The sequence below is a fragment of the Amycolatopsis sp. NPDC102389 genome, from assembly GCF_044765885.1.
Lineage (GTDB): Bacteria > Actinomycetota > Actinomycetes > Mycobacteriales > Pseudonocardiaceae > Amycolatopsis.
On the sequence record NZ_JBIWKX010000034.1, the window covers coordinates 41,583 to 54,971 of the forward strand.

Annotated in this window: 15 protein-coding genes; 5 read left to right on the top strand and 10 right to left on the bottom strand. The window is 69.0% G+C overall.

Translation table 11 applies throughout. The annotated features are described in order from the left end of the window. Positions 1 to 2: 2 nt before the first annotated feature. Positions 3 to 539 carry a carboxymuconolactone decarboxylase family protein gene (locus ACIRGA_RS26020; RefSeq protein ID WP_400945332.1) on the top strand — a complete coding sequence of 179 codons (537 nt, stop codon included), beginning with the start codon at positions 3 to 5 and terminating at the stop codon, positions 537 to 539. A gap of 73 nt (positions 540 to 612) precedes the next feature. Here ACIRGA_RS26020 and ACIRGA_RS26025 read toward each other — a convergent pair whose 3' ends face one another. Then, the gene (locus tag ACIRGA_RS26025) at positions 613 to 1,536 is read right to left on the bottom strand and encodes an alpha/beta fold hydrolase (RefSeq protein WP_400945334.1); all 924 of its coding nucleotides are present in this window, start codon (positions 1,534 to 1,536) and stop codon (positions 613 to 615) included. After that, complete coding sequence (locus ACIRGA_RS26030; RefSeq protein ID WP_400945336.1) at positions 1,533 to 2,441, bottom strand: diiron oxygenase; 909 nt, start codon at positions 2,439 to 2,441, stop codon at positions 1,533 to 1,535. The genes ACIRGA_RS26025 and ACIRGA_RS26030 overlap by 4 nt, the downstream gene beginning before the upstream one ends. A gap of 50 nt (positions 2,442 to 2,491) precedes the next feature. On the opposite strand from ACIRGA_RS26030, the gene ACIRGA_RS26035 reads away from it, so the two are divergent. Together ACIRGA_RS26035 and ACIRGA_RS26040 are read left to right on the top strand one after the other, a co-directional pair. Next, the gene (locus ACIRGA_RS26035; protein ID WP_400945338.1) at positions 2,492 to 3,259 is read left to right on the top strand and encodes a TetR/AcrR family transcriptional regulator; all 768 of its coding nucleotides are present in this window, start codon (positions 2,492 to 2,494) and stop codon (positions 3,257 to 3,259) included. After that, positions 3,256 to 3,582 (top strand): DUF4873 domain-containing protein, encoded by a 327-nt coding sequence (locus ACIRGA_RS26040; RefSeq protein ID WP_016331491.1) that lies wholly within the window; start codon positions 3,256 to 3,258, stop codon positions 3,580 to 3,582. The genes ACIRGA_RS26035 and ACIRGA_RS26040 overlap by 4 nt, the downstream gene beginning before the upstream one ends. Before the next feature lie 82 nt (positions 3,583 to 3,664). On the opposite strand, the gene ACIRGA_RS26045 is transcribed toward ACIRGA_RS26040, so the two are convergent. From ACIRGA_RS26045 to ACIRGA_RS26055, 3 genes are all read right to left on the bottom strand, one after another. Next, the gene (locus tag ACIRGA_RS26045; protein ID WP_400945340.1) at positions 3,665 to 4,945 is read right to left on the bottom strand and encodes a heparan-alpha-glucosaminide N-acetyltransferase domain-containing protein; all 1,281 of its coding nucleotides are present in this window, start codon (positions 4,943 to 4,945) and stop codon (positions 3,665 to 3,667) included. A 114-nt stretch (positions 4,946 to 5,059) separates the two neighbouring features. Beyond that, positions 5,060 to 5,290: a DUF3107 domain-containing protein gene (locus tag ACIRGA_RS26050; protein WP_005167610.1), complete on the bottom strand. Its 231-nt coding sequence runs from the start codon at positions 5,288 to 5,290 to the stop codon at positions 5,060 to 5,062. Between the two features lie 60 nt (positions 5,291 to 5,350). After that, positions 5,351 to 6,004 (bottom strand): ferritin-like fold-containing protein, encoded by a 654-nt coding sequence (locus ACIRGA_RS26055; RefSeq protein WP_400945342.1) that lies wholly within the window; start codon positions 6,002 to 6,004, stop codon positions 5,351 to 5,353. Positions 6,005 to 6,465: 461 nt separating this feature from the next. Here ACIRGA_RS26055 and ACIRGA_RS26060 point away from each other — a divergent pair, with 461 nt between their 5' ends. Both ACIRGA_RS26060 and ACIRGA_RS26065 read left to right on the top strand, forming a co-directional pair. Then, a complete protein-coding gene (locus ACIRGA_RS26060; RefSeq protein WP_400945344.1) occupies positions 6,466 to 8,064 on the top strand; it encodes a DEAD/DEAH box helicase in 1,599 nt (532 codons plus the stop codon). A 35-nt stretch (positions 8,065 to 8,099) separates the two neighbouring features. Continuing rightward, positions 8,100 to 9,494: a hypothetical protein gene (locus tag ACIRGA_RS26065; RefSeq protein WP_400945346.1), complete on the top strand. Its 1,395-nt coding sequence runs from the start codon at positions 8,100 to 8,102 to the stop codon at positions 9,492 to 9,494. A 41-nt stretch (positions 9,495 to 9,535) separates the two neighbouring features. On the opposite strand, the gene ACIRGA_RS26070 is transcribed toward ACIRGA_RS26065, so the two are convergent. From ACIRGA_RS26070 to ACIRGA_RS26090, 5 genes are all read right to left on the bottom strand, one after another. Continuing rightward, positions 9,536 to 10,204 carry a heavy-metal-associated domain-containing protein gene (locus tag ACIRGA_RS26070; RefSeq protein ID WP_400945348.1) on the bottom strand — a complete coding sequence of 223 codons (669 nt, stop codon included), beginning with the start codon at positions 10,202 to 10,204 and terminating at the stop codon, positions 9,536 to 9,538. Positions 10,205 to 10,322: 118 nt separating this feature from the next. Beyond that, positions 10,323 to 10,661: a hypothetical protein gene (locus ACIRGA_RS26075; protein ID WP_400945350.1), complete on the bottom strand. Its 339-nt coding sequence runs from the start codon at positions 10,659 to 10,661 to the stop codon at positions 10,323 to 10,325. 34 nt (positions 10,662 to 10,695) lie between these two features. Then, entirely contained in the window at positions 10,696 to 11,556 is an 861-nt protein-coding gene (locus ACIRGA_RS26080) for a RecB family exonuclease (protein ID WP_400945352.1), read from the bottom strand. Between the two features lie 234 nt (positions 11,557 to 11,790). Next, positions 11,791 to 12,420: a MarC family protein gene (locus ACIRGA_RS26085; protein ID WP_005167594.1), complete on the bottom strand. Its 630-nt coding sequence runs from the start codon at positions 12,418 to 12,420 to the stop codon at positions 11,791 to 11,793. After that, positions 12,417 to 13,280, bottom strand: a complete 864-nt coding sequence (locus ACIRGA_RS26090; protein WP_400945354.1) for a PHP domain-containing protein — start codon at positions 13,278 to 13,280, stop codon at positions 12,417 to 12,419. Before ACIRGA_RS26090 ends, ACIRGA_RS26085 begins: the two co-directional genes overlap by 4 nt. Positions 13,281 to 13,389 lie beyond the last annotated feature (109 nt).

A 13,389-nucleotide genomic window follows, 5' to 3' on the forward strand; every position in this document is an offset into this window, starting at 1 on the left:
CCATGCCGCATATCGCGCTCGACGAGAACCTTCCCGGCATCACCGCCTTGTTCGCCTACCGGCCGGAGACGGCGGCGCCGCTCGGGCAACTCGCCGAGGTCCTGCTGCGCGGTCCGAGCAGCCTCAGCGTGGGCGAACGCGAACTGATCGGCGCGGTCGTCTCGCGCGGCAACGACTGCACGTTCTGCTCACGCAGTCACGCCGCCGTCGCCGCCGAAGCGCTCGAAGGCGGCATGCCGGTCGTCGAAGCGGCTTGGAAGGACGTCGACGGTGCCCCCGTGTCCGCGAAGGTGAAGGCGCTCCTGCACGTCGCGCTCGCCGTTCGCGAAAGCGGGAAGTCCGTGGGCGAGGACCTGATCGAGATCGCCCGCGCCGAGGGGGCGACGGACGTCGAGATCCACGACACGGTCCTGATCGCGGCCGCCTTCTGCATGTTCAACCGCTACGTCGACGGGCTGGCCACCCTCGCCGTCGACGACCAGGACGCGTACCGGGAAGCAGGCGTCCGTCTCCTGGAAAACGGCTACACGGACCTCTGAAGAGAGCAAGGGACCTTTGCTACCACTTGTCTCAATGTCGAGAGAAGTGGTAGCAAAGGTCCCTTGCTCCCTTTCAGACCCTCGCGGCGCGGCGGACGAGTGCCGCGATGCGGTCCGAAACCTCCTGCGCCCGCTCCTGCGGAAGCATGTGCCCGGCCCCCGGGTAGCGCACGAATTCGGCTTCCGGCAGCTCGTCGGCGATGACCTTCGCGTGCGGCGGCGGACAGAGCCGGTCCCGCTCCCCCGCGAGCACGATCACCGGTTTGCCCTGCAGTGCGCCCAGCGTGACCCGGCAGTCGTGCCGCGAAATCGCGTCCTGGAATCCCGCGACACTCGCCGGATGGGCGCACAGCAACTGCTCGGCGACCGAGTCCACGTCGGCCCGCGCGGGCCGACGTCCGAAGACGAGCAGCCGCGCGCCCGGTCGCACCACCGACAACGGCAGCGGCAAGGCATCCCGGCGGTTCTTCGCGAGCAGCTTCGCGAGCCTCCGTTCGAACCTCGCCGCGCCGCTGCCCGCGATCCCCGGCAGGCCGAGGGTGATCCGGTCCATCTCACCGGACGACGTGGCGACGAACGCGACCCCTGCGACGCGCCGGGCCACGAGATCGGGATGCCTGCGGGAAAGTTCCATGATCGTCATGCCGCCCATGGAGTGCCCGGCGAGCACGATCGGCCCGTTCGGGACACGCTCCCGGATCAGCTCGGCGAGGTCGTCGGCGAGGGTCGCGATCGTGGCCGTCCCCGGTTTCGCCGGCGCGGAACCACCGTGGCCGCGCAGGTCGTAGCGCAGAGTCCGGACGGAGTCGCCGAGCCGCGACACCACGCCGTCCCAGGTGCGGTGATCCTGCGTCCAGCCGTGCACGAGCACCAGCGTGAGCTCGGAGTCCGCGGGCCCGCTCGCCTCGACGTGCAGGGCGGTGCCGTCGCCGGTCACGAACCGATGTTCCCGCGACGGGTCCCACGAGACGGCGTCGCGCTGCTTGACGCTCCTCATCGCTTCCCCGGCAGCAGGAAGGACTTGCGCCAGAAGTACATGCCCGGTTTGCCGACCAGCCCGGATTCCTGCAGGAACGGCATGATCTTCTCGCCTGCCCACTGGATGCTCTCGCGCCAGTTGGGGTTGTTCAGCGCGGCCTCGACGCCGTCACGCGGACGGATGCCGACGGCCTTGTAGACGTTCGGGTTGATGAAGGCCCGCGTCACGAAATACGAAATGAGCGCGATGATGAACTGCTGGTAGAGGATTTCCTTCTTCGACAGTTTCGCCATCCCGCGAGTCACCTCTTCGCGGGCGAAGGTGACGTGCCGGGCCTCTTCGAGCACGTGGATCCGGTTGACCATGCGCACCAGCGGCTGGATGTCCGGGTCGTTCATCTGCTCGCGCTGAAGCCGGTCGAGAACCTCTTCGGCGACGAGGATCGCGCCGTAGCGCGCGGGGCCGTAGCTGATCGTCGGCATCAGTTTCGCCAGCCGCCGCAACCAAGGCACCGGCCCGTAGTTCGGGCAGCCGATCCGCGAAGCCATCCGCGCGAACATCGTCGAGTGACGGCATTCGTCCGCGATCTCGGTCAACGCGTACTGGGCGTGCGAGCTGGTCGGGTCCTCTTCGTAGACCTCCTTGAGCAGCATCTGCATCAGGAGGATTTCGAACCACAGCCCCGTCGTGGCGACGCTCGCGACCTCGTGCTTGCCGAGTTCGATGCGCTGTTCTTCGGACAGCGAGTCCCACAACTTCGTGCCGTAGAGCGAAGAACGGTGTGCCGGGATGTAGTGCTTCCCGTCCACCAGTGGGGCGTTCCAGTCGATGTCGACGTCGGGGTCATAGAACTTGTTCGCGGAGGACTTGAGCAGCCGCTCGGCCGTCTTCTCCCGGTCTGTTTCCTTCAGCGCCCGCGTCATTGCCGACACACCCCTATCTGTAACTCGTGGTAACAGTTACCTCTGGTAGCATGACTTGGGTGATCGAACGTGTCAAGCGCAACAGCAAGCAGTCGAGCAAGCACCCCACGGCGGGTGAGGCCGACACGGGTGATGCCCGCCGCGACCGCTGGCGCAAACACCGGATCGCGCGCCGCGCGGAGTTCGTCGAGGCCGCCCTGCGCGCGCTCGACACGCACGGCCCGGACCTCGGCATGGAGGACGTCGCCGCCGAAGCGGGCGTCACGAAACCCGTGCTGTACAGGCACTTCGACGACAAGGCCGATCTGTACGTCGCGCTCGGGCAGCGCGGCACGGAGATCCTCTTCCAGCGGTTGATCCCGGCCATCAACTCCGAGCTGGCCCCGGTCCCCCGGATCCGGATGGCACTCGATTCCTTCTTCAGCGTCATCGAGGAGCACCCCAACCTGTACCGCCTGCTCGCGCGCGGCGGCCTGCAGGAGAAGGCGGTCGTCAAAGCCGACGTCGTCGCCGAGGACAAGGAACTGATCGCCACCGCGCTGACCGCACTGCTCGGCGACTACATGCGGATGTTCAACATGGACTCCGGCGCCGCCGAACCGTGGGCGCACGGCATCGTCGGCATGGTGCAGAGCACCGGCGAATGGTGGCTGGACCGGCGCTCGATGGGCCGCGACAGCGTCGTCGAGTACCTGACGCAGATCATCTGGGCCGCGATCGACGGCCTCTCCCGGCAGCAGGGCATCGTCATCGACCCGAACCTGCCGCTCGAAGAGAACAAGGTCGTCCAGATGCGGAAGGAATCGGAGGCGCAATGAGCGAGCACGACGAAGACGGTTACGCCGGCGAAGCGGTCCTCGTGATCGACGGGACCGAGATCGCGACCACGGTCGACCTGCGGGGCTACTTCCAGCCCATCGACGGGTACTACCGCTGGTACGGCCGCGTGGCCACCAACGAGCAGGTGTCCGCGGCCGCCGGCGGCAAGAAGACCGCCGTCGAGATCCGCGCGGGCGAGTACAGCGCGAAGGGTGAACTCTCCGACCCGGACCCGTGGGACCGCTACCGCATCATGGGCACCAGCACGCCGCCCTTCCACGTGCCGACCTCACTGGAAGAACTGAACGAACTCAACGCCTGACCCCAGCGGCTGAAGGGCGCTTTCCCCGCATCTCATGCAGGGAAAGCGCCCTTCGCCGCGTCAGACGAGGGGAAAGTCCCCTTCAGCCCCGCCGTTGCGCGGGCACCCGAGTGCGCGGCACCACGTACTTCGGCCAGCTCGACAGCTTGTTCATCGCCCATTCCAGCGGCCCGCGCCCGACGAATTTCCGCCACAGCACCGCGGCGGTCAGCGCCACCACCGAGAACTCGACGAAGTGCAGCACGCTGAAGATCGCGTCGCCGTCGCTCTCGTCCCACAGCAGCGCGATCGCCACGAAATGCAGCACGTACGCGCTCAGCACCCGCCCGCCCAGATCCGAAAGCGGCCGCAGCACGCGTTCGAACTTCGGCATCAGCAGCTGACAGCCGCCGATCACCGCCGCCGCGATCCCGATCGAGATCAGCAGGTCGAACGGCGTGTACGAGGTCCCCGTCGGCAGCAGTTCCCAAGCCCAGCTCGTGGTCGGCGGCGTGCCGTGGATCCAGGTCTGGTGGAGCCGGAAGAATTCCGGCGGCGTCATCCCCATCTGCGCGGCGGCCGGTTCCAGCGAGCGGTAGACGGCCTGCATGCCACCGAGCGGCCCGGTCGCGAGCCACGACACGAAGTATCCGCCCACCGCGAGCGCAGACCCGCCGAAGAACAGCCGGCGGCACACGCCGCGCGACGTCAGGTCCATCCGCCCGATCGACATCCCGGCGAACACGTACGCCATCAGCGTCAACGCGGGGAAGGTGCCGGTCAGGACGAGAACGGTCGCGGCCTTCAGCAGCCCGGTCGTGGTGACGTCGTCCGCGGTCAGGTCCGGCGCGAAGAAGAGCAGGTCACGGGGCAGTAGTTGCGCCCGGATCAGATGTGAGAGCAGCGGGCCCGCCACGGCGACGGCGACGGCAGCGATCGCGAGTGTCTTCGCGCCCGCGCGCAACCACGGGATCGCGAAGAGGAAACAAGCCCCGTAGTAGGCCAGGATCACCATGTAGCCGGTTTCGAGGCTGGTCAGCCACAGCCCCAGCACCACCAGGAGCGGGGCGCGGGTCGCCAGTTTGAGTGCGACGCGGGTCCGGTCGCGGCCCTCTTTGGGACGGCGTCCGCCGGACATCAACGCGATCGAGACTCCGGCCAGCACCGCGAACAGCGCGGCGGAGTGGCCTTCGAACGGTTTGAACAGCACCCCGAACCCGCCTTTGGCCGGATCGGGGCCGACATGCACCGCGTACATGCCGAGTACGGCCAAGCCGCGGGCGACGTCGATGCCGGTCAGCCGCCCCGCGACCCGTTTGCCTTGTTCGGGAACTGTGCGCACGCCGTCGACCAGCGCGCGGTCCATCACAGTGACGCCGTCCACCTCATTTCTCGGCTAGCCCCCTGCCGTCCCCGCCTTAGCGTGACGATCAAATCTGAGAGCTGGCTGAGACGCGGCGGTGACGCCACTGTGACATCCGACTACAACCCGATCGGGTTAGCCACCAACAGCGAAGCCGACCTTGCGAACGTCCGACGGCGCGATCTCGACGTAGGCGATCCGGTCGGTGGGCACGATGTACTTACGGCCCTTTTCGTCGTCGAGGCGGAAGATCCCGTCGCCGGCCCTCAAGGCGTTCGCGACCAGTTCCTCGACCTCGTCGGGCGACTGGCTGCTGGACACCACGAGCTCCCGCGGCGTGTCCTTGATGCCGATCTTGACCTCCACGTGGGACCTCCGCTTGAAAGTTCGAAAATTACTGGTGCGCCAAGGCTAGCCGAAGTGACCTCAGCCGAGCCCCAGCACCTGCATGCGCTTGGTGTGCCCCTGCTGCAACCGGCGGAACAGCGCGGCGATTCCCGAAAGGTCGCCAGAGCCCTCGACGATCAGCTCGGCGAGCCCGTCCCGCTCCGCGACGACGTACTGGGCCTGCGTCAACGCCTCACCCAGCAGACGACGGCCCCACAGCGCGAGCTTGTCCCGCGCCTTCGGGTCGGCCTCGATACCGGCCGCGACTTCGCGTTCGGCGAACGCGGAATGCCCCGTGTCGGCGAGCACGGTGAGCACCAGATCCTTGGTCTCCGGGTCCAGCCAGCTGGCCATCTCGCGGTAGAGGTCCGCCGCGAGGCCGTCACCGACGTAGGCCTTCACCAGGGACTCGAGCCAGGAACGCGGCGCCGTGGAGGCGTGCCAGGCGTCGATGTGCCCGACGAACGGGCGCATCGCGTCCTCGATCGCGACGCCGTGCCCCGCGAGATGCTTGGTGAGCAGGTCGTAGTGCCCGATCTCGGCGGCCGCCATGGACGCCAGCGCGGCCCGGCCCGGCAGCGTCGGCGCGGTGCGCGCGTCCTCGGCCATGCGATCGAATGCGGACAATTCCCCATAGGCGAGTACGCCGAGCAAATCGACTACGCCCTCACTGATCTGCTTTGCCTCCGTCACGGCGGAAAGGGTATCGCCGAACACACCCGCCCGGACGGGAAGAGACCGATCCCACCCTCCCCGGCGCGGCGGGGGCTATGCGAAAACCGCAGATCAGGTAGACTGGCCGACGGAAACGACGGATCTTCCGTCCGGACCGGAACGCCGCTGCGGCTGAAGGACAGCCGGTGTGGCCCCGGTCAGCACAAGAATGATGTGCGTGCACGCCATCCTGCGGCATTCCCACGAAGGGCCGCTTCAGCGCCAGTAGCGCGGAGCCGAGCGAATTTTCGTGGTCGAGTGTCGATCGGTGACCAGGGCAGTGCGCGCTGGTCACGAGAGAGGCGAGCACCCTGACCACGAACGAATCCACAACCGAAGAGCACGTCACCACCGGTCTGCCGGAGGCCGTCGCGCTGGAGCACAGCGAGACAGGCCCGGCGGCGTTGGACACGTCGCACCCGCTTCAGGCGGGCGCACCGGTGGAACCCGAATCCCCCACCTTCGCATCCTTCGGCGTCAAGCCGGAGATCGTGAAGGCGCTGGGTGAGGCCGGGATCGAGCGCACCTTCGCCATCCAGGCGCTGACGCTGCCGCTGGCCATGGCCGGCGACGACCTGATCGGCCAGGCCCGCACCGGTATGGGCAAGACGCTGGGTTTCGGCGTCCCGCTGCTGCACCGGGTCGAGGTCCCCGGCGACGGCACCCCGCAGGTGCTGGTCGTCGTCCCGACCCGTGAGCTGTGCATCCAGGTCGCGAACGACCTCAAGGGGGCCGGCAAGCACCTCGGCATCCGCACGCTGGCCATCTACGGTGGCCGCCCGTACGAGCCGCAGATCGCGGCGCTCCGCAACGGCGTCGACGTCGTCATCGGCACCCCCGGCCGCCTGCTGGACCTGGCCGAGCAGAAGCACCTGGTCCTGGGCAAGGTCCGCGGTCTGGTGCTGGACGAGGCCGACGAGATGCTCGACCTGGGCTTCCTGCCCGACATCGAGCGCATCCTGCGGATGGTCCCGGACAAGCGCCAGACGATGCTGTTCTCGGCGACCATGCCGGGCCCGATCATCACGCTGGCCCGCACGTTCCTGACCCAGCCGACGCATATCCGCGCCGAGGAGAACGACGCCGGCGCGATCCACGAGCGCACCACCCAGTTCGTCTACCGGGCGCACTCGATGGACAAGCCCGAGCTGATCGCCCGCGCGCTGCAGGCCGAAGGCCGCGGCCTGACGATGATCTTCACCCGCACCAAGCGCACCGCGCAGAAGGTCGCCGACGAGCTCGTCGAGCGCGGTTTCGCGGCCGCCGCCGTACACGGTGACCTTGGCCAGGGCGCCCGCGAGCAGGCGCTGCGCGCGTTCCGCTCCGGCAAGGTCGACGTGCTGGTCGCCACCGACGTCGCCGCCCGCGGTATCGACATCGACGACGTCACGCACGTGATCAACTACCAGACGCCGGAGGACGAGAAGACCTACGTCCACCGCATCGGCCGCACCGGCCGCGCCGGGCGCACCGGTGTCGCGATCACCCTCGTCGATTGGGACGAGGAGCCGCGCTGGAAGATGATCTCGGACATCCTCGGGCTCGACATGCCCGAGCCCGCCGAGACGTATTCGTCGTCGAAGCACCTGTTCAGCGACCTGGGCATCCCCGAGGGGACCACCGGCCGCCTGCCGCTGTCCAAGCGGACCCGCGCGGGCCTTTCGGCCGAGGTCGAAGAGGATCTCGGCGGCAAGCGCCGGGGCCGTGGCCACGGTCCGGCCTCGAAGGACAAGGACGAAGAGGCTCCTCGCAAGCGGAATCGCGCACCGCGCAAGCGGACTCGCGGTGGCGCCGACGCGGCCGCCAAGATCGAGGCGGCGGACGCCGCCGCGGCTTCGGCGGAAGGCACCGAGGGCGACGCATCGGCGGAGGGCCGCACGCGGACCCGTCGCCGCAGCCGCGGTGCCGCGAAGCCGAGCCCGGAGGTCAGCGGCCCGGCGGTCGAAAAGGAGTCCGGCGACAGCGCCGAGCGTCCGGCTCGCCGACGCCGCCGTCGCCGTCCGTCGGCGACTTCTGATACACCTGCGTCGGCAGACTGAGCTTTCATACTGCGGACATGGGGAGCTAGGGGCACGTGAGCGAACGCTGGGACGCCGCGCCGGACAACGAACCGGCGCGGCCCGTGCCCGCCGATCCCGAGCAGCCGGACGGCAGCGAGCCGGAGACGGCTGAAAACGCGATCGGCACCGAAGACGTGCTGGACGCCGAACCCGCTCAGCCGGTGGCCACCGAGCCGCCGCTGGGCGGGAAACGCGCCCGGCGCTCGCCGTGGAATCGCAAACGGGATCGGGTGCTCGCCGCGGCGATCGTGGTGGTCGTCGCGGTCACCGGCGTCGTCATCGGCGTGACCAGCGACAACGCGGCGACGGTCGCACAGGTCGCCACCACTCTGCCGCCGGGGCTCCCGCCCGCGCCCGCGCAGGTTCCCGGCTCCTTGAGCGAACTGTGGCAGGCGCCGAGCTCGTCGACGCCCGTCCCGATCGGCGAAGCCAACAGCGTCGTCACCGCCGACAAGGGCGAAGTACTCGGCCGGGATCCGAACACCGGCGAAATCCGCTGGCGCTACTCGCGCGATCTCGAACTGTGCACCGTCGCGCTCGCCGGGATCAAGGTGGACGCGGTGTACCGCAAGGACACCAACTGCAGCGAGGTCACCCAGCTCGACGCGGGCACCGGACGCCGGACGGCGCAACGCAACGGCGACGCCGAGCTCGGCACGAGGCTGGTCGTCGACGGGTCGCATGTCACCACGACCGGCAAGAAACTGCTGAACACCTGGCGCGACGACCTGGTCAAGAGCATGGAGTACGGCCAGGTCCCCGCCATCGTGAACCCGGGCAAGCAGCCGAGGACTGGCTGCACCTACGGGACGGTGGCCGCCGCGGCGGGCAAGATCGGCGTGATCGAACGCTGCCCCGGCGACCCTGCCGACCGCTTCACCGTCTTCCGCGCGACCAACGACGAGGCCGACGACCCGAAAGTCGAGTACAGCACCGTTCTCGCCGGCAAGAACGCGAAGGTCGTCGCGATGTCCGGCGATCTCGCGCTGATCGTGCTGCCCGAACAGAAACTGCTGGTCATCTACGGCGGCGACGGCCTGCAGAAGTCGGCATACCCGCTCGACGCGTCCGAAGCGGACATCACGCAGGATCCGGTGGGCGGCGTCATGACGACCTCGTGGACCGCGCAGGGCGTCTACTGGTTCACCGGCTCGAAGACCATGGCGTTCTCACGGGACGACCTCACGCCGCGTTGGACGCTGAACAACTCCACCGGTCCGGGCGTGACCTTCGGGGAACAGCTGGTCGTGCCCATCCAGGGCGGGCTGGCCGTGCTCGACGAGACGACCGGCGCCACCATCCGCACCGTCGGCGTCGACAGGCGCGGCTACACCGGCCCGGTGCTGCTTTCCTCGGTCGGGCCGGTGCTGCTGGAGCAGCGCGGCCCCACCGTCGTCGCCCTCAAGTGACCGGCAGGCGGCAGCAAAGGTCCCTTGCTACCGCTCGCCCCTCATCGCGTGGTCGTCGAGGTCTTGCTGCGAAGCCGTCCGATTTCCTGCCAGCACCATTTGCCGGCCTCGGAGGCGAGCGTGCCGGAGCCGGTCCGGGATCGCCCTTCGACGTTCACCGTGACCGTCACCGTGTACTCGGTTTCGGAGACCTTCGTGACCCCGTCGAGCGTGGCGCTCGAAACGTCGGTGACCCGCTCGATGGACTGCTCGACGTCCCTCTCCGCGTTGCTGCACTTGAGCGCCGTCAACGCGGCCCGGTCGTGGGCGTTGATGCCGTCGACGATCGCCTGCGCGGTGCCCTCGGGGCCCGCCGCCTTGTCGGCCTTGTCGTCGCCCAGGAAGAACCCGGGAGCGACGAATCCGGTGATGCCCAGCGTCACCACCACCACGGCCGCGGCGGCGATACCCACGATCAGGCCGGTCTTGTTGTTCTTCGGCGGCGCGGGCGGCCCGCCGAAGCCCTGGGGGTATTGCTGGTGCTGACCATAGGGCTGCTGGCCGTAGCCGGGGTACTGCTGCTGCGGATACGCGCCGCTCTGGTCGTAACCGCCGCCCTGCTGGGGTTGCTGCGCCGGGTATTGCTGCTGCTGTCCCGGATACTGCTCTCCCGGATACTGCTGACCGCCTTGGCCGTGGTCGGGCTGTCCTGGCTGGGGTGGATAGGTCATCGACGGTGCCCTTCGTCCTCGCTGCGGGGCAGCGCGTTCATCTACGACGTGCTCGGTGAGTCACAGTTTCGCAGGGACAGAAGGGATTTTCGGTCGAAGTGGCACTTTCCTGCCGCGGTCAGCTCCACCAGAACAGGCTCAGCGCGGCCGTCACGCTCACCACGACACCGAGACCCGCGAAGCCCGCCACGCGGCCATTTCGCGTATCGGCGACCCGTTGTGCCAGCAAGGCGACGACCGCCGCCACCGGATGACCGATCAGCATCAGCGGCCCCGGCCCGAGCGCACCGGTGAGCAGACAGATCCCGCCGATCGCGAGAACGCACACCGCGAGCACGACCATCCCGGCGGCGAGCGATCCGGTCAGCCCACGCCAGAACCGGCCGCTTTCGCGCGTCGTGGGCTCGTCCGCGGGCGGTGGGGTGATCGCGAGCTCCTCGGTGTCCGGTGACGACACGTCCTCGCCTGTCCAATCGTCGGGTCTCGGGAATCTAGGGCGCCAGCAACTCCCACGGCTGAGCCGCGGGCCCGGCCTCCTGGCCCGCCGCGCAACTGGGCCGGAAGTCGCACCATGAGCAACGGCGGCCCGGGCGCGCGGGGAACAGCACGTCCTCGTCGCCGCCGGCGTCCAGGGTATCCGTTGCCAGCCGCAGGTCCCCGGCGGTCTCGTCGGCGCGTTGGAGATGCCTTTTGAGGCTCTCCTCGGTGTGCTCGGCGGCCGCGATCGTCCCGGTGGGCACATGGTGCAGCTCGACCTGGTAGCACGGCGTCCGCAGCGTCCTGGCGGCCGCGACCGCGTACAGCGCCAACGCCTGCGACGAGCGCGCCTCGTACTCGTCCGGCTCACGGCGGCCGGTCTTGTAGTCGATGATCACCAACTCCCGGCCACGCTGGTCGATCCGGTCGGCGCGGCCCTCGATGATGAGGCTGGGCCCGCTGCCCGGCTCGAGCGTGACCGGCGCCGAAACCCAGCGCTCCAGCCCGACCGGATCGACGCTGACGTCGTTGTGCTCGACGTACTCCGCGACCCAGCCCTTGGCCCTTGCCCGGTACCGGGCGGCCTGATCGGCGTCCTCGAACCCGGCGTCCTTCCAGTGTTCGGCGACGAGCGCCATCGCCCGCTGCGGCACGCGTTTGACCACCGGCAGGTCGAACAACGCCCGCAAAGCGTTGTGCACCACCGCACCCAGCGTGCTGTGCGCCCACGCGCCGGCGCGTACCGGGGACGGGCGGTCCAGATACGACATGCGGTAGCGGCGCGGGCAATCTTCGAACGTCGCGAGGCGCGCGGGCGAGACCTTCGTCAGCTTGCGCGGCGCTTCGACGCCGAAGTCGAAACCAATCTGCTCCATCGGATCACCCCGCCCGCAACGCTACGCACCCCCACCGACACTTTTCGAGGGGATCCCCAGGAAGGGAGCAAGGGACCTTTGCTACCACCCGCGGCAGGGCGGCGGTCCGTGAAGGTCGCCTTGAGGGACCCAGAGTCCGTGAAGGCCTCCTTCCCTACCCTGAAGGTAGTGAAGGAGGCCTTCACGGCACGCCTGCGAAGCCGGAAGGGAGCAAGGGACCTTTGCTACCACCGGTCAGGTGCCCGCGATGAAGCCCTTCACCGAGTTCGCCACCAGCTCGACCGCGATCGCGGCCAGCAGCAGACCGGCGATCTTCGCCAGCAGCGTGATCCCGCTTTCCTTGATCAGCCGGATGACCACACCCGAGTACCGCATGCACAGGTACAGCACGAAGTGCACCGTCACGATCGAAAGCGCGAGTGCGACGTACGCGCCGACGTGCCCATCGGCCTGCCGCACGAAGACGATGGTCGCGGCGATCGCGCCCGGGCCGGCGAGCAGCGGCGTCCCGAGCGGTACGAGGGCGACGTTGACGTCGTCGCCCGCCGCCTCGGCCTCGCCGCCGGTCTTGCCGGTCAGCAGCTGCAGCGCGATGAGCAGCAGCAACAGCCCGCCCGCGCCCTGCAACGCCGGGATCCCGATGCCGAGGTAGGACAGGATCGCCTGTCCCGCCACGGCGAACAGCGAGATCACCAGCAACGACACCAGTACCGCCTGCCGCGCGGCCTTGGCGCGGAACGCCACCGGCTTGCGGCCGGTCAGGCTCAGGAACACCGGCACCGTGCCGGGCGGGTCCATGATGACGATCAGCGTGATCGTCGCGCTCATGAACAGGCGCGCGTCGAAGAAGTCCGTGATCGTCACCGCGTCACGACCTGATGGCCGGTGGAACGCGCGACGAGTTCTTCGAGCGCGAGCGGATCGGTGGTCTCGTCGCCGAGGTCGATGGTCTTGTTCGTGCCGTGGTAGTCGCTCGACCCGGTGCGCACGAGCCCCAGCTCACCCGCCAGCCCGTGCAGCCGGACGCGGGTCTCCTCGTCGTGGTTCGGGTGGTCGACCTCGACGCCGGTGAGCCCGTGCTCCGCCAGTCCGGCGAGCACGTCGACGGTGATGGTCGCGCCGCGCGTGTAGGCGAAAGGATGCGCGATGACGGTGACCCCGCCCGCCTCCGCGATCATGTCGATCGCGTCTTCCACGAGCGTGTCCTGCCGCGCCACGAAGTACCCGCTGCCGTTGCCGAGGTAGGTCCCGAACGCCTCGTTCACCGACGAGACGACACCGGCGCGCACCAGTGCCTGCGCGAGATGCGGCCGTCCGGCTGAACCGTCCTCGGGCAGCAGCCCCATGACCTCGTCGGGATCCACCGGGAGACCGTCTGCGGCCATCCGTTCGGCCATCACCCGCAGCCGCCACCGCCGCTCCGACCGCAGCCGGGTCTGCTCGGCGACGACCGCCGGCGACGCCGGATCGAAGAGGTACGCGAGCAGGTGGACGCTGATGTGCCGCCCGGTCACCGGGTCGATGGAGATCGTGGACAGCTCCGCGCCGGGCACCAGGGTGAGCCCTGGCGGAAGTGCCTCGGCGGCCGGGGCCCAGCCGGCCGTGGTGTCGTGATCGGTGATCGCGACTACGTCGAGGCCCGCCTTCGCGGCAGCGGCGACCAGCCCGGCAGGGCTGTCGGTGCCGTCGGAGGCGGTGGAGTGGGCGTGCAGGTCGATGCGCATCGACTGCATTGTCTATCGCGCTGATCAGGGCCGCGCTGCCAGGGCGCGCCAAAGTGCCCTGCGTCGCCATCGCGGTGAAGGCGCCCTGCCATCGCGCCCCTGAGGCCTG

Coding starts and splice junctions, on each gene's coding strand:
- ACIRGA_RS26035 (WP_400945338.1), top strand. CDS start 2,492: ATGACTTGGGTGATCGAACGTGTCAAGCGCAACAGCAAGCAGTCGAGC.
- ACIRGA_RS26080 (WP_400945352.1), bottom strand. CDS start 11,556: ATGGAGCAGATTGGTTTCGACTTCGGCGTCGAAGCGCCGCGCAAGCTG.
- ACIRGA_RS26040 (WP_016331491.1), top strand. CDS start 3,256: ATGAGCGAGCACGACGAAGACGGTTACGCCGGCGAAGCGGTCCTCGTG.
- ACIRGA_RS26030 (WP_400945336.1), bottom strand. CDS start 2,441: ATGACGCGGGCGCTGAAGGAAACAGACCGGGAGAAGACGGCCGAGCGG.
- ACIRGA_RS26025 (WP_400945334.1), bottom strand. CDS start 1,536: ATGAGGAGCGTCAAGCAGCGCGACGCCGTCTCGTGGGACCCGTCGCGG.
- ACIRGA_RS26020 (WP_400945332.1), top strand. CDS start 3: ATGCCGCATATCGCGCTCGACGAGAACCTTCCCGGCATCACCGCCTTG.
- ACIRGA_RS26090 (WP_400945354.1), bottom strand. CDS start 13,280: ATGCGCATCGACCTGCACGCCCACTCCACCGCCTCCGACGGCACCGAC.
- ACIRGA_RS26070 (WP_400945348.1), bottom strand. CDS start 10,204: ATGACCTATCCACCCCAGCCAGGACAGCCCGACCACGGCCAAGGCGGT.